This window comes from Marinobacter metalliresistant (genome assembly GCF_038098645.1).
GTDB classification, from domain to species: domain Bacteria; phylum Pseudomonadota; class Gammaproteobacteria; order Pseudomonadales; family Oleiphilaceae; genus Marinobacter; species Marinobacter metalliresistant.
On sequence record NZ_CP101118.1, the window covers coordinates 2,631,691 to 2,649,155 of the forward strand.

The window sequence follows — 17,465 nt, forward strand, 5'->3', positions numbered from 1 at the left end:
GGCTGTTCAAAGGTGAAGATAGCGTGGTTGAGGTTTTCATCAACCCCGTGATCAGTCGTTTGTGACAAGATCTACCGGCGATTCTTATAGCTCCCGCACCCCCAACCAGATCCCTGCCAGCATACCGGCCAGGGCAGACAGGCTGGCCAGGGACAGGGCGGGCAAGGCCAGTAGCAACTGGAAATCGTTACCCCCCAGCGCCAGAGCTGATCCGGCTCCCATCAACAACCCGCTGCCCAGGTGTTTGCCGGTTTCGCCGGAGGCTGGCACCACCCATCGGAAACGGCGGAAGCGCCAGGCGCCCGCGGTCATGCCCAGCAACATGGAGACCAGTATCAGTGCCCGGGAGAACGACGGCGGTGGCGAGGTGCCTACTATCAGGTTAAGCCCTGCGTCGCGAACAAAATCACTGGGCGACCAGGCCGGCTCATATAGAAAGAGCGCACCCGCAAAAACTCCCACTAGCATGATGCCGCCCCACATGCGCCAGCGGTGGCGAAACTTCCGGTAAACCAGTATCGAGGCCAGCACCAGGCTTGCCACCGCAAACCAGGGCAGCAGCCCTAGTTGGTATGGCGTGCTCCGGAGGTCTGGCTTCAGGTCTGCAATGATCAGCAATACCCATCCGGCCAACCAGCCCAGCATGGTTAACAGCATGCGCAGATCTCCACTGGAAAGGCGTGTAGCCGTGGAGATGGAACAGGCGCCATTGATCGCTGCCCCGACCCCGAACACAAAACCACCCAGGGGGATAGACCAGTGAAAAGGATAGACCGCCAGAAAGGAATGGTCATGATATTCAATCAGGGGCGTGAACAGATAGATCCAGAATCCAGCCATGAGGATAGCTGTCAGGCGCAAACGTCGGCCCCTGATCCAGTCGTTGACACCACGGACCATACAGAGGCCAGTTACCTGGGCGGTGTAACCAATCACCGCGGCAATGGTCAGTGCGATTGCGACTGAAAACATGAAAACCCTGCTCCCTATCCTGAAGTTCAGGACACGCGAACAGGGTAAATGTTACCGGAGGGCAGGTTGCCATTTCCCGACCCGGTTATCGGCAAAGTTCACGCTCCAGAAGCCTGTCGGACTTAAGTGATCGTCACGAGCAAGGTGGGAAAGCGGCACAGTAGATCAGCCTTAAGTCCGACAGGCCGCCAGTGCCCCGTCTGGCTAATTCGCTAATCTACTGAGCCACTGAGGGCCTTGAGAGCAAGGCGCGGTGGTGAAGGTTTGGTGGTTCCAAATCGAGCACGCGGCTTCCCTCCTTACCCATAAATTAATTGTAATGCGAATCATTATCAGTAAAATGCGCACTAAAATATGGAACTAGTGCTGGAGAATCCAATGCCAAAATCCGAATATTCAAAGCCGCTTAAGCGCCACCCACTGTCTGTGGCAATAGCCCTGCTCCCGGTCTCGCTTCTGGCTATTGGTACTGCACCTGCCCTGGCACAGAAGCAGGCTGATGCGCCCGCCCTGCTACCCGGCCTGAACGTTACCGCCGACTGGCTGGGGCCGCCGACCGAAGACTCCGAGAAAACCTACACCGGCGCCCGCACGGTGGTGGAGGAAGAAGAACTCCAGGATACCGGGGCGCTGAATCTGGAGGATGCCCTGCGCCCGGTACCCGGCGTCACGGTGCTTGATGAGACAGGTACGGGCATTCTTCCCAACATCGGGGTGCGCGGTCTGAACCCGCTGCGCAGTGAACGGCTTCAGATTCTGGTGGATGGCTACCCGATTGCCATTGGACCTTACAGTAACGTTGGCGTCTCGCTTTTCCCGGTCACGCTTCCGAGCCTGGAAGCCGTGGATATTGTCCGTGGCGGTGCCTCCGTTCATTACGGCCCTAACAACGTGGGCGGCGTGGTTAATTTCGTGACCAGGCCGATTCCGGCGAAAACCTCCCAGACCCTTCGCGAGCGGGTCACCATCGCCGAAGAGACCGGCAACGTCTTCACCGATACCTATTACCGTGTCGGCGGACGCGCCACCGACAAACTCGACTTGCAGCTCCAGGCCAACGTCCAGCGCGGTGACGGCTTTCGCGATCACTCCGATACCGAAGTGGATAACCTGATCCTGGACGCCCGCTACTACCTGAACGACCGGCACGAACTGGCCTCGCAGTTGCAATACTACCGTGTGGATGCCGAACTTCCCGGTGCCCTGACACCGGAAGCCTATGAGCAGGACCGTACCCAGAGTCAGCGCCCGTATGATGGATACGAAGCGGATATGAGTCGCGCCACCTTCACCTGGACGTACACGCCGGCCAACAACATGGAATTTCAATGGCGCAATTTCGTGCAAGATGCCGACCGTACCTTCTTTTTTGGTCAGAACCTCAGCGGTAGCGGCCACTGGGCGGATCCCGGGCTGGATTCTACCCACGTCGCTGATTCACCGAGACTGTTCACCGTTTACGGCACTGAGCCACGAATCGCCATCAACTATGGCCGTCACGACATTACGCTGGGTGCCCGATTTGTCAGTGAGGATGTGGAGTTCGACGTCAATCGCCTGGAATTTTCCTCCGGTACCCGTTCCGTGGCGCGCGACTGGCACCTGGACACCCGGGCCATGGCTTTTTACGCCAGTGATACCCTGTCGTTCCTGGATGACCGCCTGACCGTAACTCCGGGTCTGCGCTACGAAGACGTGGATATGGATTTCCGTGACAACCTCAGCAGCACCACCGAGGGAAACCGCGCCGAGGAGTTATTGCCGGGCCTGACTGTCGGTTATCAGGCTTCCAATGATCTGTTTGTCTTTGCCAACAGCCAGCGCTCTCTTGTGCCGGTCCAGATTGCCCAGACCACGCGTGAGGGCGCGGTCGCCAATGAAACTGCCTGGAATAACGAGTTTGGCGCACGATTGCAGGTAACCCCCAGTCTGAGCTCATCTGCAACACTGTTTCGAATTGACTATGAAGACCAGATTCAGTTCAATCGCACTACCAGTCGTTTCGAGAACCTTGGAGAGACCCGCCACCAGGGTGTCGAGCTGACGAACCAATGGAGTGTCAACAACCACTGGGAACTCGGCTTTGGTTACACCTTCCTGGACACGGAGCAACTGACGGGTGAAAACGAGGGCAACGAACTGCCCAACGCGCCGACCCATAAAGTCAGCGCCGATGCGGTGTACAGTTACCAGGCCTGGGATGCCAGCCTGAACTGGGTGTACGTCAGTTCCAGCTACAGTGATGCGGACAACACAGAAGAAGAAACCAGTAATGGCAGCGCCGGTGAGTTGCCGGACTACCATCTGGTCACTGCCAGAGTCGGTCGCGATATCCCTGTTGGCGGTGATCGCGTCCTTAACCTGGGCCTGGCTGTCAACAATCTGCTGGATGAGGATTATTACTTCCGGGGCGTGGACGTCAGTCCGGTCGGCCGTGTGCCCCAGCCCGGCCGAAGCTTTATCCTTGAGGCGCAGCTCGACATCTGATGGCCTGTTTACGGAACCGGATCGCGAAGATCCTGATCATTGTCCTGCTGTCGCCTGCTTCAGGATTGGCTGACGACAGCGGCATCCGGCTGACGGATGACCGCGGGAAGACCCTGCGGTTATCCGAACCCGCGACCCGACCCGCTGCGATTTCGACCTTTGGCGCCGATGTCGCACTGGCGTTGAGCACCCCACCGGTTGCGGTCACCGACTACGGTATCCAGGGGATCCCGGACTACCTGGCGTCGGAACTAACCGGTGTTCATGGCCTCGGCCCGCGACATCAGCCAAACCTGGAAGTGCTGTCATCGGTCCGGCCGGATCTGGTCATCGCCATTGGCCGTTATACCGAGAAAGACGGTGATCAGATTGAAGCCATCGCCCCGCTGCTCGCCTTGGACCTGATCACGGTTCAGGACAGCCTGCGGGCCGTGGAATTAGCGGGACAAGCGCTGGGGGCACCAGCAAAAGCCACGGAACTCAACGCTCGCTTTCTGGACCGCCTTCAGGCCCTCGCCAAGGGTAATAAAGGAAAGGGGACCGAAACGGTGGCGCTCCTGACCAGCGGCAGTGAAACACCCTTTGTCTATTACGACCACTTTCTGCCGACAGCGCTGCTGGAGCGCCTGGGCTTCGACAATGTCGGGGGAAAGCCGCCTAATCCCGACAGCGGTATCCCGCTGGGTTACAGAATCAGTCTTGAAGCACTGTTGGAGCTTAACCCGGATACCATTCTCCTGTTGCCCACCCGTCGTCAGCGAGCATTCACAATGAATCCGATCTGGCCTTACCTGAAGGCAGTGCGCAACAACGGCGTCTACGAAGTTCCGCAATACTGGAAAGAAGGGGCCGGCCCCATCGCCAGGGAACGGATCCTTGACGACATTCAGCGCCTGTTGCTGACGTCAGCGCCGACAGAACCGACAAATGATGAGTGACGATTCAACCACCCGCCCCATCAGCATTTACGGAGCAACTGTGTTGCTCCTGATGCTGCTGTTCTTCGTGGGCCTGATGGCGGGCTCCCGCTGGGTGTCGCCGACCCTGTTGCTGACAGCCATGGACGGCAGCAGTGACCTGCTGACACGCATCACCGTGCTGGAGCTGAGGCTGCCGCGCAACTTGCTCGGCATTCTCGGCGGCGCAGCCCTCGGGGTTGCCGGTGCCGTCATGCAGGGCGTCACCCGAAACCCCCTGGCCTCGCCTGGCCTGACCGGCGTGATCGCATCGGCCGCCCTGGCAGTGGTTTCGCTTCATACCCTGAGTACGCCCGGCGCCCTGTGGCTACCGCTGATGGCCCTTGCCGGAGGCCTGTTGGGTGGTGCACTGACGTTTGCCATCGCCGGTCGGCGACAACTTCAGCCAGAGCGCGTGGTGCTCGCCGGAATAGCGGTAACATCGCTGGCCACCGCACTGACCACGGGCCTTCTGCTGGTGTCAGGGGCGGAGGCGGCAGAGCTCTACTATTGGCTGGCCGGCAGTCTGATGGGGCGGGGATGGCTTCAGCTCCAGATGGTGCTGCCCTGGCTGCTGCTTCCACTCGGCACCTTGTTCGTCATGCAGCGGCCATTCCGCTTGCTGCAACTCGATGATGATCTGGCGCTTGCCATGGGGCTGGCCGTCGGGCGCTGGCGACTGATTTTTCTGTTGCTGGCTTTACTGCTGGCTGCAGCACTGGTCGCTTTCACCGGTCCGATCGTGTTTATTGGCCTGGTGGCGCCGCACATTGCCAGGCGGATGATTGGCAACCAGATCCAGCATTGGCTGCCCCTGAGCGCCCTGTTTGGAGGGCTGTTGTTACTGGCAGCCGATATCCTGGCACGACAGCTGGCTTTTCCCCAGGAGTTACCCGTCGGTATGCTGACGGCCCTTATCGGGGCGCCCTGGCTGGTTTATCTGCTCAATTCGCGAACCTCACCCCGGAGCGCATAAGGTGACAAATCCGGCAACGACACCTCCTCGGGCAGGCCGCCGTGGCATGCAGATTCCAGGCGCCGGCCCTGTCGCCAGACTGCTACTGGCGGGCGGGCTCAGTCTGGTTGTTGTCATCGTCGCGGGCGTCCAGTTGGGGGCGGTAGACCTGACATGGTCCCAGGTATGGGCCGGACTGACCGGCAACAGCTCGCAACACGTGCAACGAGTGGTCTTCGAATTAAGGCTGCCCCGCACCCTGGCCGGCGCCCTGATTGGCATTCACTTTGCCCTGTCAGGATGGCTGTTACAGTTGCTGAGCCGCAACCCGTTGGCCGAGGCCGGCATTCTTGGTATCTCCGCGGGCGCCAGTCTGGTGGCCGTCGCCGCCTTTATTATCGGAGACTGGATAGTGTCCAGCGCGAATCCCTACAACAATGCGTCGTTCGCGCTTCAGTATTTACCCCTGTTTGCCATGGCGGGCGGGCTTGTGACGGCCCTTTCGGTGTACTTCCTTGGCATGCGACATGGCCACCTGTCGCCGGTCAAGATGACCCTGACCGGCGCGGTAATTGCCGGCATGTTACACGCACTGACCACGGGCGCCCTGGCGTTCTGGGGCCACGCCCATACCGAGTTGGTTGCCCAATGGCTGGCCGGCTCATTGTACGGCGCAGAATGGCAACATCTCCGAGCGCTGTTGCCATGGACACTCATCGGGCTGGCCGGTGTCGGGCTGCTCGTGCGCCCACTGGAGGTCATGCAGCTTGACGATCAACACGCACGCACCCTGGGTCTGGGCCTGAATCGCTGGCGTGCCTTTGCCCTGCTGATTGCCACCCTGCTGGCCGCCAGTGCCGTTGGAGTGGTGGGGCCGGTTGGCTTCATTGGCTTACTGATTCCCCACATCAGCCGCCGGCTGGCCGGTGCCAATCTTCCGGCCCAGTTGGTGTTATGTGTACTATTGGGAGCGGTACTGGCGGTGCTGGCGGATTTACTCGGCCGGACACTGTTCACACCCTATGAAGTGCCCGTGGGTGTGGTTTCCGCCGTCCTCGGCGTACCGTTTTTTCTTTACCTGTTATCGCGTCAACCCTGAGGCCGGGATCCGCCATGTTACGAACCGAGCATCTCTCACTTGCCTACGGTGACAAGCCAGTTGTGGACAACGTCTCGCTGGCCATTCCAGAAGGTGGGATCACCTGTCTTCTGGGCCCCAACGGTTCCGGTAAAAGTACACTCCTGAAAAGCTTCGCGGGCCTGCTACCGGCCCGGTCAGGACAGGTTTACCTGGACGACAGGCCGGTTGAGCAATGGGACCGGCGCCGGCTGGCTCTCAGGCTCGCCATGCTGCCCCAGAAACCGATTGTACCCGATGGCATCAGGGTTCGGGATCTGGTGGCGCTGGGTCGTTTCCCACACCGGAAATGGTGGCAAAGGAACCTCACCACCGACGACAGCGCGACCCTCAATGCAATGGCAATGACGGGGGTTTCGGACCTGGCGGAGCGACCGGTGGAAGCGCTCTCCGGAGGGCAGCAGCAGCGGGTATGGATCGCCATGGCGCTGGCCCAGGAAACCGACATTCTTCTGCTGGATGAACCGACCACGTTTCTGGACTGGGGCTACCAGCTGGAAGTGCTGGAACTGTTATCCACGCTAAATCGCCAGCACGGATTGACCGTTGTGATGTCACTCCACGACCTCAACCAGGCCGCGCAATTTGCTGACCGGATCGCCGTCCTGGCCGGTGGCCAGCTCGAAAGCATCGGCAACCCCGGGGAAGTGATTACCGAGCCCCTGATCAACCAGGTATTTCGGGTTCATACCAGTATCATTACGGGGCCGGATGGTCGTCCATTTTGCTCCGGGTTTGCCGAATCCTTTAAATACGCATCACCCTTTTGAGGGCGCTAAACGCCTAGGATATGCGCAAAAGCAGGGAACGCCCAACCTGCGTCAAAGAATTACTGGTCCAACGCTTTTTTCAGTTGACCCAGGAGAGCCGTGTATATCCCCTGGCAGAATTCCTGCGCTGCCTCATCGTTACCGGTCCAACTGGAGTACCACTCCACAAAGGTGCCGCCATCACCTTCCGTTACCGGACGAACCCGGACATGCCCCTCGTAGCTACTGACTTCATTTGAAGAAACCGGAGAAGGTCCTTCGTCGATGCTGTAGGTGAGCTCTCGGTTATCGTCGTCGAGAGCATGCAGGGTCTCGTGAAATGCCCCGTTCAGCACCCGTTTGGCGCCCGGCTGGTCGCCTTTCTTGTCCCCGACAATATCAACATTGGTTACTACATCCGGCGCCCAGCTCATGTCGTGAAAGTCGCGAAGCTTTGCCCAGACCGTCTCAGCCGGTGCATTGACCACAACTGATTGATAGGTTTTACCCATGGTGAATCTCCTCGATCTTCTACGTAAGTGAAGCGTCTGTCTTCTGATCCCCTCTTTGCCAGCTTACTTCACGGGTTCCCACTTCTCGACCCGATTATCGGCAAAGTTCACGCTCCAAACGGTTCCGTCACTCTCGATGGCGACGGCCATTGCCGTGTGGCCGGGGTTTTCCGGCTCGCTGCCGAATGCGGTGAGGTAGTCCCCATCCGCCGCGAACTTCTGTATACGATCGTTATAAAAATCGGCCACAAAGATGTTGCCTTCAGGGCCGACCGCAATTGACGTCGCGGTGGTGAGCCAGCCCTTGAGCGGCCCGTAGATGCCCAGGGCAAACGGCCCACCCCACTTGTGCAGAAAATCACCTCCGGTATCGAAACTCTGGACACGATTTCCGTAGCCATCTGCCACATAGAGAGTTCTGTCATCAGCAAATGTTACATCAGTAGGATAAGTAAATTGCCCTGCACTCTTTCCCGTCTCCCCGGTGGTTCCCCACTGTTTGACGAAGGAACCATCCGCCCGTAAGTGCTGAACACGGTGGTTGTAAAAGTCAGCCACGAACAGGTCGCCATTACCGGCGACGGCAACACCGCCCGGTGCATTGAACTGCCCCGGCTCCTCACCGGGGCCGCCGATTACCGCAAGAGGCTCGCCAGCGAGGCTGAATACCTGAATCCGGTCGTTCATGTACTCGGGAACGTAAAGTTTTTCGTCGTGGATCGTCAGGTTCATCGGCCGTCCGAGCTCGCCGATGCCATCGCCGGTGGTGCCGAATGCCCGTTTGAGTTGCCCTTCGTGGTCAAAGACCTGGATACGTCCGTTGCGTGCATCGGATACGAAGACTTCGGTATCCGTGACGGCAATACCGGTAGGGTCATTCAGTTGCCCCGGGCCGCTGCCTTTTTCACCCCAGCTATGAACGAGAGCGTACGGCGGCTCCTGGTTCCAGTTGATCGCCCCGCCCGCGCAGCCGAGTATGGTGAGCACTACCACGAGACCGAGAATACTGTAGCCTGACCATTTAGCGATTTTTTTCATGCCGCACCCGAAACCTAGAAATTGCGGCGAAAGCCGACGCGCACAATATAATCGTCCTCGATGGCGTCACCGTTGGAGTCTTCGGCCACAGGCAGTTGTACCGTGCCTTCGACGATCCAGCTTCTGCTAACGTATTGCAGCCCGGGTGCCAGCAGCCACTGGGTACCCCCGGAATCGGCATCGGTGCCACTCCCCAGGTCGTCGCGTTCCCGATGGATTACATTGGACTCCAGCAGGGCATAGACGAAGCTCGGCGTGCCAGGCACACCCTTCATGCTTCGCGGCCAGATCCGGTATTGCAGCGAAGCGTCGAAGCGCGTCTCATCCCCTCGTGCGAAACCATCGTGGCGCCCGTTTTCGCGGTAGAGTAACTGCCCATCCACCTGGTACTGCAGCGTCTGGTAGGTAGTTACCACAGCACCGAAGACATCCCATGCGCCATCGCCGGCCTGTAGCGGGCGTGGCAGTTCGCCGAAACGATCACTGTCGTTATCGTCGCCGGTTGGGGCGGTGAGGCCGACAACCGGTGCCACGCGAAAGGTGCTGCCCGTATAATCCTTCTTGTAGAGCGTGTAGCGGCCAAACAGCGAAATATCGCCAAAACCGCTGGTGTCACGCTCCACCCGGCCCATGGGTGTGGTAACGTCCAGCTCTTTATTGAAAAAGTAGGGGACCATGCCAAACACGGCGAACTTCGAAGTGACGCCATAACCCAGCACACTGCCCAGGGCCTGTACCGAGACTTGGCGGTCCATAGGCCCATTGTCCGAGCGCTCCCGCAACACAAACTGCTCACGCCAGATAGTCTGGCCCTGGGCCACGGGCAGGGCGGTGTTGAAAGTATTGGGGGCGGCTTGTACTGCAGACACACCGGCCATTAACAAAGCGCCGACCAGCACTGGTACGCTAAGTAAATGGTTGTTATTTCGCATCGCCACCTCCTGTCTCGCCTCCGGCCTCTGAGTAGGATCGCAGCGTGAAGCCAGCCTCATCGACTGCCTGACGGGCCCGCTCCTCAGTGAGTGTCTTGCCCTCTTGCAGGGTTACGCGTACCAGGCTTTCACCAACGTCGACCTGCACATCAGTGACACCGTCGACCTTGTTCAGACGTTTTTCGATGCCGTAGGCACAGAAGGGGCAGGCCAGGCCGTCCACACCCAGCACGTATTGATTATCGGCGGCCAGCACGGCAATGCTGAATATCAGAGCCGATAGCAGCACGTACAGTTTTGTTAACATGACGAATCCTCTCTCCATGGATGTACAATCACAGCTTTTCACCTTGATTTGACTCCACCTCAGAGCCGGGCGAGGTAATGTTTTACGACCGGCTTGCATAGACAATCCGCGCAAGGATCACCAGAGTCGCCAATTGCAGTGCCGATTTGACCCAAAAGCCGATGATCATCCCCTCGACCATGTGAAAAAGGGCGAACAAGGAAAGTAACGGCACGACATAACGATTCTTGCGCACGATGCCCCAGATAAAATAGATGACCAGGCCAAGTGAGATATAGATATTGAATGCCCGATACGACAGCAAGCCAAAGTTGATGGTCTCGGGCGCCCAGCCCTGGGCGCGGTAGACCAAAACGCTTGTCGCGCACGCGGCAAACAGAAGCTGCAATGCGATCAGTGCAATGCCCTGCCATCGCGTGAGTGATAAGGGTTGCCGATTGTCTTTCATCAACAGAATCCTTCTTGACATTGGGCGTATGGCGGTCAGCGTCAGCCCCACTGTGTTTGTTGCCACGTCCAAGGCAACATCATTGCCTGCCAGACCGGGCCGGCCTGTTCAATCACCCACGCTCGCCAACGTATCGAAAAACAGCGCCGGGCGTTGCCACAGCGAATTGACAAAAATGGCGGTGACGCTGGCCGCCATGGCCACCATCGCCCAGACCGGATATATCAGACCAGTGCTGGCCAGCGGAATACCGATGCCGTTGAACAGAAATGCCAGGCTGACGTTCTGGAGCATTTTGCGATAGCCCCAACGGCTGATGTCCATTGCCGTCACCACGGCGCCCACCCGGCTGTTGAGGATGATGATATCGGCGGCATCAATGGCAATGTCGGTGCCGCCGCCCATGGCGATACCGACGTCCGCCTGCATCAGGGCAGGGGCGTCGTTGATGCCGTCGCCGACCATGGCGACCCGCTGGTCTCGCTGCATTGTGCGCAGTCGATCTGCCTTCTGTTCAGGCAGGACACCGGCGTGTACTTCGTCGATACCGGCCTGTAGCGCGATATGATGGGCAGTGCGTTCATTGTCGCCGGTCAATAGGGCGGTGCGGATGCCCATCGCCTTCAACCTGGCTACGGTGTCGACGGCGTCGGGGCGCAGAGCGTCGCCGAGTGCGATGGTGCCCAACAAATATCCGTCGCGGGCCACCACGATCACCGTATGGCCCTGAGCCTCGTCCGTTTCCACGGTATCGGCAACGGACGCCATTTTCACGCCGGCCGCTTCGGCGAAGCGCGGGCTGCCTACCAGTACCTGTTTGCCGTCCACGTGCGCGGTGACACCACGGCCGGATTCGGCCTGAAAGTCGGCAACCTCGGGAAAGTCCACATTCCTCTCAAGTGCGGCTTCAACCACAGCCCGCCCCAGTGGGTGCTCGGAGGCCACTTCGACGGCCGCAGCCAGCGCCAGCAGCGCATCGTCGTCGCCATCCACGCTGTATACGGCACGCACCGCGGGGCGCCCCTCCGTGAGGGTGCCGGTTTTGTCAAACACCACCTTGTTCACCCTGCGCAGAGCCTGGAAGGCTTCACCGGTGCGCATCAGCACGCCCCGGTCTGCGGCTTCTCCGGCGCCGCGCACGATGGACAGGGGCGCGGAGATACCCACCGCGCAGGGGTAACCCATCACCAGCACGGTCAAGGCGGCGAACACGGCCCGCTCCAGGGCCGGCTCGCCGCCAATCAGGACGGGGCCAACCGACCAGAACCCAAAGGCGAGCGCGGATATGATCAATACGACCGGCGTATAAATCCTCAGCACGCGATCTACCAGATGCAGCAATCCTGGCTTGAGTGCACGCGCATCTTCAATGCTGCTGACCACTTGCTGGAGGAAGCTTTCGCTGCCGATAGCCGCTACCTGCAGAAGAAGCGTGCCGGAGCCATTGATCGCGCCGCCCACGACGGTATCCCCGGTCATTTTCTCCACCGGTAGCGGCTCGCCCGTGATCAGGGACTCGTCCACGGCCGAGCCGCCTTCAACCACCTCTCCGTCTAAGGGAATTCGTTCTCCGGGCCGAATCCGTACCCGCATACCAACCTCAACCTGGTCTGCGAGCATGTCACGCTCACCGTCTTCGGTAACGACACACGCGGTTTCCGGCTGCAGGTCCAACAACCGCTTGACCGACTGCGAACTGCGGGTCTTGACGATCAGCGACAGCCATTCGGAGAATAGATGATAGGTCAGTACCATGACGGAGACGGCGAAAAACGCTGCAGTGGGGTAGCTTCCGGGCGATGCGATCAGGCCGATGGCGCCCCCGGTCAGCCCGGCGAAGGCGCCGATTTCCACCAGTACGTGCTGGTTGAGGATGCCACGGCGCAACGCCTGAAAGGCCATGTTCAGCATTTGCCGCGCCACGCCAAACACCATACCCAGTGCCAGCGCGCCGACGGCCAACGGCTCATAGCCGCCCAAAACGCCGGCGGTGCGTAGCGCAAGAAACGCCAATCCGCCTGCCGCCAACAAGGCCGTGCCCGTGAGTGCGGCTGACATGCCCTCGCCGCGTAACACCGCGAAGCCGAACAGAACCAAGCTGACGTAAACCAGCGCGGAAAGCCCGAAGGTCCAGGCCGAGGCAAAATCAACGATCAATCCGACCGCTGCAAGGCTCATGGCCAGGGCGACGACAAACCGATTGCGCTCAATCGCCAACGCCCGCTCCTGGCGTTCGAACGGTTCCACCTTGCGCGGGTCGCTCAGGGTGTAGCCGATCTGCTGCAAGGTACCCATCAAGGCCTCGGCGCTGTTCTCCCGGGCGTCGAACTCCACCAGCGCCTGCTCGTGAGTCAGGCTCACCGCAACCCGGCGCACGCCAGACTTTTTGCCCAGCGCGCTTTCAATCGTGCCGGTGCACAGCGAGCAGTGCAGTCCACCGATATGAGCCTTGACCCGTTGAATGTCGGGGTCCGCCGTGGGTTCCAGACTCCAGGGCCTGGTATCGTCGTCAGCGGTTGTCACTGCCGTGTCCATGATGCATCCCCTTGATGAAATGAAATCACATTTCAAGGGTAGGCCCCGTACCAAGATACGGAGTCAAGGGATCGAGGAACATGAAACCCATCAGAACAAGAGGGATGTCAGAACAGGAAGAATGCTTGGTATCAGAAGCTAAGCCAGCGCCAGCCAAAAGGTCCAGATGCCGAGCACAACCATTATGGCGCCGGTCCAGCGGGGCATGCGCCCCGCAAGGCGCGTAAGGTGTTCCAGCCAGCGACGGCCGCGAACGGTAAACACAATGAACAGCAGGGGTGCGGAAAACGCCAGCCCAAAAACCATCAAGGTCGAGGCTCCGAAGATGACAGCGCCGTCCGTTGCTCCCCGCGCAGCGGCGTCGCCGAGCAGCACCGCAAGCAGCGGGGCGGCACAGGCCGGCACATTCAAACCAAACACCACGCCCAATCCGGGACCGCCGGGGATACGGGTTATGCGTGGCAGAAAGCGGTTCACGAGCGCAAGAAACCAGGACGTACCACCACCCAGGTACAGCAGCCCGACCACCACATAAACACTCCCAAGCAGAGCCCAGAGGCTTTGCTGCAGTCCGGTGAAGGCGGTGCCAACGAATACGGCAACCACGCCGAGCACTGCCATCAACAAGGCTCGCGTCAGGGCAAAAAGCAGCGTGTGGGCAACCTTCATCCGCTGTGAAAACCCCTTGAGGTAGCGGATGAACAGTAAGTGACTGCCCACAGAACAGGGCTCAACGAAGGCCAGCAACCCAAGGCCGACGGCCAGTGGCAAGGCAACTGAAAACTCCAAGGGGTTTACTTCGTCTCCATGACGCTTGCCGAATAGCCCGCACCGCGCACAGCCTCTGCAAGCTGTTCGTCCGAAATTCGTGATTCGTCAACCGCCACCCGGGCCTCACCGCGTTCATGGGAGACAGAACACCCCTTGACACCTGTCTGCTGTTCGAGCACATGGCGGACAATTTCCTCGCACCCGTTGCAGTGCATGCCGCCGATTGAAAGCCTGATTGTCTGCATGTCTATCTCCTCACTCATTGTTGGCCCGCTGGCAGACCCCGCATTGTGTTCCAGCGCCTCAAAGATGGAACAGCATTGCAACGGCCCCTGCCCCGGACAACGGTCCACAAGTGCCGCAAGGCCTTGGCGGATTTGCCGCAACTGGTCAATTTTCTGGTCTACATCGTGGAGTTTTGTCATCGCCCGTCGCCGCACATCACTTGCGTCGGCATGGTCACTGTCGGCATCACGCAGCGCAAGCAGCTCGGCGATCTCACGCAGGGAGAAACCAAGCTCTTGCGCACGGCGAATAAAATGCAGTCGGCGCACCGTGGCGTCCGAATAAACCCGATAGCCACTTTCCCTGGGACGTGGCGGCTGTTCAATGAGCTTGCGCCGTTCGTAAAAACGAATTGTCTCGACCCCGACACCCACCACATCAGCCACTTTGCCAATGGTCATTTCAGTCATGGCCGCACCTTCGCGATTCCTGAGTTCAGATTAACGTCCGTACTGTGGTACGGGGTCAAGGTTCTTAAGGCGAGGGCCAGACAGACCCGCGATCACTACTCAAAAAAAGCCAGCGTGCGCACTTCTATACTTTCCCGTGGCGGCATCCAGCACCGCCAGCGAACAGGTTTATGGCCACTTCCCCTACGGATTTCAAAATTCGCCGTGGGTGGGGTCGTCAGTTATAGTTGCCCTTTACTTCCCTTTACGCCGCCCAACACGATAGCTGCTTCACATCCTTGGTGAAGGTCTGGGCACAGAGCTTCAAGCCTTCCACCATAGTGAGACAGGGAAACAGCCCGTCGCCAATTTTCTGCACTGTCGGGCACTCGCATCGTGTATGGCCGGGAGGCGTTAGGCAACGCTCGCAATATAGCTCCGTCGCTGATCCGTGTGTTAGTGTCAGGAGAGGTGTTGTGTCGAAGGAGGCTCTCCATGGATATTGTTGACGGCTTCGCCGGCGCGGTGGGTAATACGCCGCTCATCCGGTTGCGCGGATTTTCCGAAGAGACCGGCTGTGAGATCCTCGGCAAGGCGGAGTTCATGAACCCGGGTGGTTCAGTAAAGGACCGCGCCGCCCTCTCCATCCTGCGCGTCGCCGAGGAGCGTGGTGAGCTTCGCCCGGGCGGCACGGTGGTCGAAGGCACCGCCGGCAACACCGGCATAGGCCTGGCCCACTTGTGCAACGCCCGTGGCTACCGCTGTGTTATCGTCATCCCCGAGACCCAGTCGCGGGAAAAAATTGACCTGTTGCGTACTCTCGGCGCCGAGGTGCATACCGTCCCGGCGAGACCTTACAAGGATCCCGACAACTACCAGAAGGTGGCCCGGCGCATGGCCGGGGAAATGGACAACGCCATCTGGGCCAACCAATTCGACAACACCGCCAATCGCGACGCTCACTACGCCACTACCGGCCCCGAGGTGTGGACCCAGACCAATGGCAGCGTGGACACCTTCGTCGCCGCCACTGGCACCGGCGGTACCCTCGCCGGTGTGGCCCGCTATCTCAAGGAGCGCTCCGGGCGGGTGCGCATTGTGCTCGCCGACCCGAGCGGCAGCGCCCTCTACCATTACGTCCGTACCGGTACCCTGGAGGTCATGGGCGATGGCTCTATCACCGAGGGCATCGGCACCAGCCGCGTCACTGCCAATCTTGAGGGCACACCCATCGACGATGCCTGTCTCATTGAGGACCAGGAAGCGGTGACTTGTGTCTATCGGCTGCTGCGCGAGGAGGGCTTGTTCCTCGGCAGCTCGTCGGGTATCAACGTGGCTGCGGCCGTCCGTGTCGCCCGCGAGCTCGGGCCCGGGCATACCATCGTTACCGTCCTCTGCGACGGCGGCGGACGCTACTACTCGCGGCTGTTCAACCCGCAGTGGCTGCAACAGAAGGGGTTGCAGCCTGGCTGAATGCTACGCGGCAGGCCCTGCCCCGGCCGGCGCTGTCGGTGACGCAACCTCTGTTACTCTGAAATCCGGGCATTTTGCGAGGCAATCTATTTTTCGAAGATCAGCGCGTCCGGGCTGGCTCCCAGTTCCTCAAGCGCAGCCATAATGCCCTTGTTGAACGGACTTGGTCCGCACACGTAGAAAGCCTGGCCGAAATCCTCGATGTGTGATTTCAAAAAAGTCTTGTCGATAACGCCATTCAGAAAAATATGATCACCGGTCGGTTTCTCCTGGGTGATAACGTTCATGAAACGGTCACCCAGAATCGTCTCGAACTCCACTTTCAGGATAATGTCCCGCTCGGTCTTGTTGGAGAAAATCAGCCGGTTGTTTCCGGTCTCGCCCCTGCGATGCAGGTCGCGAAGAATGGCAATAAATGGCGTCACGCCCGCACCGCCGGCCAGGAACACGCCCTCGCCCTTGTATTCGATGGTGCCCCACGGGTCGCCGATGATCAGCCTATCGCCCACGCCAAGCTGTCCAATCTGATCGGTCACGCCCTCGTGGTCCGGGTAGGTTTTGATGACGAACTCCAGCCAGGGATCCGTGCTGAGCGAGGTGAAGGTGAACGGTCGTTTCTCATCCGTCCAGCCCTCACGATCAACGGCCACCTCTGTGGCCTGCCCGGGCGTAAAGGTGTACCCCTCGGGCTTTTCAAGCCGAATCTGCCTGACGTCGTGAGTAACCTCTCGAATATCCTGAATTTCCAGTGTATGACTCATAGCTCCCCTTATACTTTCGGTTTGGGCCGAATTACGCCGTCACTCGGCGTGAACCTTTTGGCCGCCTGGCGTGACCAGGTACCATTCCGCCCCAAAGCCGTTGATATCCTGGCCCCTGGTATCGCCGGGTGCCTTGTCCTTGATGAAGTAGTAAAGCGGCCATCCATCGTAGGTCACCTGCATCGTACCGTCCCGGCGCTCGAGGGTGCCGAGAGCATCGGCGTCAACACCTTTACCCGCCCAGGGTTCGCCACTCGTAGTATAAGGCGGCCATGCATTAGCGCAGGCATCGTAACAAGTGCTTTTGCCGGCTTCGTCGGCCTCAAAGAGGTAGAGGCTTCTGCCTTCACTATCAGTCAGGTAGGCGCCGAAAGGCGATTTTTCGGCCACGGTGGCCCTGGCAGGCTCTGCAGCATTGGCTGCGGGAAGTCCGGCTACCAGAGCCGTCAGGAAGAGCAGAGCGTTCATCGGCATGTTCATGGGATGTCTCCTATGAGTCCGTGATATTCGTGAGTGTCAGCGATTACTACGGAATCTCACCCTTTAAAGATAGAACCCGTCCGCAGGCCGGTCAACGCGTTGCCACCCTCTCTGTCCCGGGGTTACGATCTGCAATGCCACCGTTCGAAAGATGAAACAGCTCAACCCCTAAACGCATTTTATTGTGAAACCGATAAACGATTTAAGCCCCGAGCGAAATCCCAGTTTACTTCCAAGCTTTACATCCAGACCATTGTCAAAAGAACCAAGACCGAAG

General features: G+C 59.4%; 18 protein-coding genes. 6 read left to right on the plus strand and 12 right to left on the minus strand.

Annotation, left to right across the window (positions count from 1 at the left end; all coding sequences use genetic code 11):
* Positions 1 to 84: 84 nt before the first annotated feature.
* Positions 85 to 972, minus strand: coding sequence for a YeeE/YedE thiosulfate transporter family protein (locus tag NLK58_RS12360; protein ID WP_117618807.1), 888 nt, complete (start codon positions 970 to 972; stop codon positions 85 to 87).
* Positions 973 to 1,350: 378 nt separating this feature from the next.
* On the opposite strand from NLK58_RS12360, the gene NLK58_RS12365 reads away from it, so the two are divergent.
* Genes NLK58_RS12365 through NLK58_RS12385 form a run of 5 tightly spaced genes read left to right on the plus strand, consistent with a single transcriptional unit; the run spans position 1,351 to position 7,278 of the window.
* Positions 1,351 to 3,459 (plus strand): TonB-dependent siderophore receptor, encoded by a 2,109-nt coding sequence (locus NLK58_RS12365; RefSeq protein WP_117618808.1) that lies wholly within the window; start codon positions 1,351 to 1,353, stop codon positions 3,457 to 3,459.
* On the plus strand, positions 3,459 to 4,397 hold the full coding sequence (locus NLK58_RS12370; RefSeq protein ID WP_341580870.1) for an ABC transporter substrate-binding protein: 939 nt from the start codon (positions 3,459 to 3,461) through the stop codon (positions 4,395 to 4,397). The genes NLK58_RS12365 and NLK58_RS12370 overlap by 1 nt, the downstream gene beginning before the upstream one ends.
* A complete protein-coding gene (locus tag NLK58_RS12375; RefSeq protein ID WP_117618809.1) occupies positions 4,387 to 5,391 on the plus strand; it encodes an iron ABC transporter permease in 1,005 nt (334 codons plus the stop codon). Before NLK58_RS12370 ends, NLK58_RS12375 begins: the two co-directional genes overlap by 11 nt.
* A 46-nt stretch (positions 5,392 to 5,437) precedes the next feature.
* Positions 5,438 to 6,469: an iron ABC transporter permease gene (locus NLK58_RS12380; RefSeq protein ID WP_227539278.1), complete on the plus strand. Its 1,032-nt coding sequence runs from the start codon at positions 5,438 to 5,440 to the stop codon at positions 6,467 to 6,469.
* 14 nt (positions 6,470 to 6,483) lie between these two features.
* Entirely contained in the window at positions 6,484 to 7,278 is a 795-nt protein-coding gene (locus NLK58_RS12385) for an ABC transporter ATP-binding protein (protein ID WP_117618811.1), read from the plus strand.
* A gap of 59 nt (positions 7,279 to 7,337) precedes the next feature.
* Here NLK58_RS12385 and NLK58_RS12390 read toward each other — a convergent pair whose 3' ends face one another.
* The 8 genes from NLK58_RS12390 to NLK58_RS12425 all read right to left on the minus strand — a co-directional run bounded on the left by NLK58_RS12390 (position 7,338) and on the right by NLK58_RS12425 (position 14,495).
* Positions 7,338 to 7,769 (minus strand): SRPBCC family protein, encoded by a 432-nt coding sequence (locus tag NLK58_RS12390; protein ID WP_117618812.1) that lies wholly within the window; start codon positions 7,767 to 7,769, stop codon positions 7,338 to 7,340.
* 63 nt (positions 7,770 to 7,832) lie between these two features.
* On the minus strand, positions 7,833 to 8,807 hold the full coding sequence (locus tag NLK58_RS12395; protein WP_117618813.1) for an NHL repeat-containing protein: 975 nt from the start codon (positions 8,805 to 8,807) through the stop codon (positions 7,833 to 7,835).
* Positions 8,808 to 8,821: 14 nt separating this feature from the next.
* Positions 8,822 to 9,739, minus strand: coding sequence for a transporter (locus tag NLK58_RS12400; protein ID WP_341580871.1), 918 nt, complete (start codon positions 9,737 to 9,739; stop codon positions 8,822 to 8,824).
* Positions 9,729 to 10,046, minus strand: coding sequence for a heavy-metal-associated domain-containing protein (locus NLK58_RS12405; protein ID WP_341580872.1), 318 nt, complete (start codon positions 10,044 to 10,046; stop codon positions 9,729 to 9,731). The genes NLK58_RS12400 and NLK58_RS12405 overlap by 11 nt, the downstream gene beginning before the upstream one ends.
* A gap of 82 nt (positions 10,047 to 10,128) precedes the next feature.
* The gene (locus NLK58_RS12410; protein WP_341580873.1) at positions 10,129 to 10,494 is read right to left on the minus strand and encodes a hypothetical protein; all 366 of its coding nucleotides are present in this window, start codon (positions 10,492 to 10,494) and stop codon (positions 10,129 to 10,131) included.
* A gap of 108 nt (positions 10,495 to 10,602) precedes the next feature.
* Positions 10,603 to 13,029 carry a cation-translocating P-type ATPase gene (locus NLK58_RS12415; RefSeq protein WP_341580874.1) on the minus strand — a complete coding sequence of 809 codons (2,427 nt, stop codon included), beginning with the start codon at positions 13,027 to 13,029 and terminating at the stop codon, positions 10,603 to 10,605.
* Between the two features lie 138 nt (positions 13,030 to 13,167).
* Positions 13,168 to 13,818: a cytochrome c biogenesis protein CcdA gene (locus tag NLK58_RS12420; protein ID WP_341580875.1), complete on the minus strand. Its 651-nt coding sequence runs from the start codon at positions 13,816 to 13,818 to the stop codon at positions 13,168 to 13,170.
* 5 nt (positions 13,819 to 13,823) lie between these two features.
* Positions 13,824 to 14,495, minus strand: coding sequence for a MerR family DNA-binding protein (locus NLK58_RS12425; RefSeq protein WP_341580876.1), 672 nt, complete (start codon positions 14,493 to 14,495; stop codon positions 13,824 to 13,826).
* 474 nt (positions 14,496 to 14,969) lie between these two features.
* Here NLK58_RS12425 and NLK58_RS12430 point away from each other — a divergent pair, with 474 nt between their 5' ends.
* On the plus strand, positions 14,970 to 15,947 hold the full coding sequence (locus NLK58_RS12430; protein ID WP_341580877.1) for a cysteine synthase A: 978 nt from the start codon (positions 14,970 to 14,972) through the stop codon (positions 15,945 to 15,947).
* Positions 15,948 to 16,033: 86 nt separating this feature from the next.
* On the opposite strand, the gene NLK58_RS12435 is transcribed toward NLK58_RS12430, so the two are convergent.
* From NLK58_RS12435 to NLK58_RS20625, 3 genes are all read right to left on the minus strand, one after another.
* On the minus strand, positions 16,034 to 16,708 hold the full coding sequence (locus NLK58_RS12435) for an FAD-binding oxidoreductase (RefSeq protein WP_341580878.1): 675 nt from the start codon (positions 16,706 to 16,708) through the stop codon (positions 16,034 to 16,036).
* A gap of 39 nt (positions 16,709 to 16,747) precedes the next feature.
* Positions 16,748 to 17,188 (minus strand): hypothetical protein, encoded by a 441-nt coding sequence (locus tag NLK58_RS12440; RefSeq protein WP_341580879.1) that lies wholly within the window; start codon positions 17,186 to 17,188, stop codon positions 16,748 to 16,750.
* 91 nt (positions 17,189 to 17,279) lie between these two features.
* A complete protein-coding gene (locus tag NLK58_RS20625; protein WP_376788092.1) occupies positions 17,280 to 17,366 on the minus strand; it encodes an acyloxyacyl hydrolase in 87 nt (28 codons plus the stop codon).
* Positions 17,367 to 17,465: the final 99 nt, after the last annotated feature.

Excerpts from the sequence above, each read along its gene's own strand:
- NLK58_RS12390 (WP_117618812.1), bottom strand. The coding sequence starts at position 7,769 with ATGGGTAAAACCTATCAATCAGTTGTGGTCAATGCACCGGCTGAGACG.
- NLK58_RS12375 (WP_117618809.1), top strand. The coding sequence starts at position 4,387 with ATGATGAGTGACGATTCAACCACCCGCCCCATCAGCATTTACGGAGCA.
- NLK58_RS12425 (WP_341580876.1), bottom strand. The coding sequence starts at position 14,495 with ATGACTGAAATGACCATTGGCAAAGTGGCTGATGTGGTGGGTGTCGGG.
- NLK58_RS12405 (WP_341580872.1), bottom strand. The coding sequence starts at position 10,046 with ATGTTAACAAAACTGTACGTGCTGCTATCGGCTCTGATATTCAGCATT.
- NLK58_RS12435 (WP_341580878.1), bottom strand. The coding sequence starts at position 16,708 with ATGAGTCATACACTGGAAATTCAGGATATTCGAGAGGTTACTCACGAC.
- NLK58_RS12430 (WP_341580877.1), top strand. The coding sequence starts at position 14,970 with ATGGATATTGTTGACGGCTTCGCCGGCGCGGTGGGTAATACGCCGCTC.
- NLK58_RS20625 (WP_376788092.1), bottom strand. The coding sequence starts at position 17,366 with ATGCGTTTAGGGGTTGAGCTGTTTCATCTTTCGAACGGTGGCATTGCA.
- NLK58_RS12395 (WP_117618813.1), bottom strand. The coding sequence starts at position 8,807 with ATGAAAAAAATCGCTAAATGGTCAGGCTACAGTATTCTCGGTCTCGTG.
- NLK58_RS12360 (WP_117618807.1), bottom strand. The coding sequence starts at position 972 with ATGTTTTCAGTCGCAATCGCACTGACCATTGCCGCGGTGATTGGTTAC.
- NLK58_RS12440 (WP_341580879.1), bottom strand. The coding sequence starts at position 17,188 with ATGAACATGCCGATGAACGCTCTGCTCTTCCTGACGGCTCTGGTAGCC.
- NLK58_RS12370 (WP_341580870.1), top strand. The coding sequence starts at position 3,459 with ATGGCCTGTTTACGGAACCGGATCGCGAAGATCCTGATCATTGTCCTG.
- NLK58_RS12400 (WP_341580871.1), bottom strand. The coding sequence starts at position 9,739 with ATGCGAAATAACAACCATTTACTTAGCGTACCAGTGCTGGTCGGCGCT.
- NLK58_RS12385 (WP_117618811.1), top strand. The coding sequence starts at position 6,484 with ATGTTACGAACCGAGCATCTCTCACTTGCCTACGGTGACAAGCCAGTT.
- NLK58_RS12365 (WP_117618808.1), top strand. The coding sequence starts at position 1,351 with ATGCCAAAATCCGAATATTCAAAGCCGCTTAAGCGCCACCCACTGTCT.
- NLK58_RS12415 (WP_341580874.1), bottom strand. The coding sequence starts at position 13,029 with ATGGACACGGCAGTGACAACCGCTGACGACGATACCAGGCCCTGGAGT.
- NLK58_RS12380 (WP_227539278.1), top strand. The coding sequence starts at position 5,438 with ATGCAGATTCCAGGCGCCGGCCCTGTCGCCAGACTGCTACTGGCGGGC.
- NLK58_RS12410 (WP_341580873.1), bottom strand. The coding sequence starts at position 10,494 with ATGAAAGACAATCGGCAACCCTTATCACTCACGCGATGGCAGGGCATT.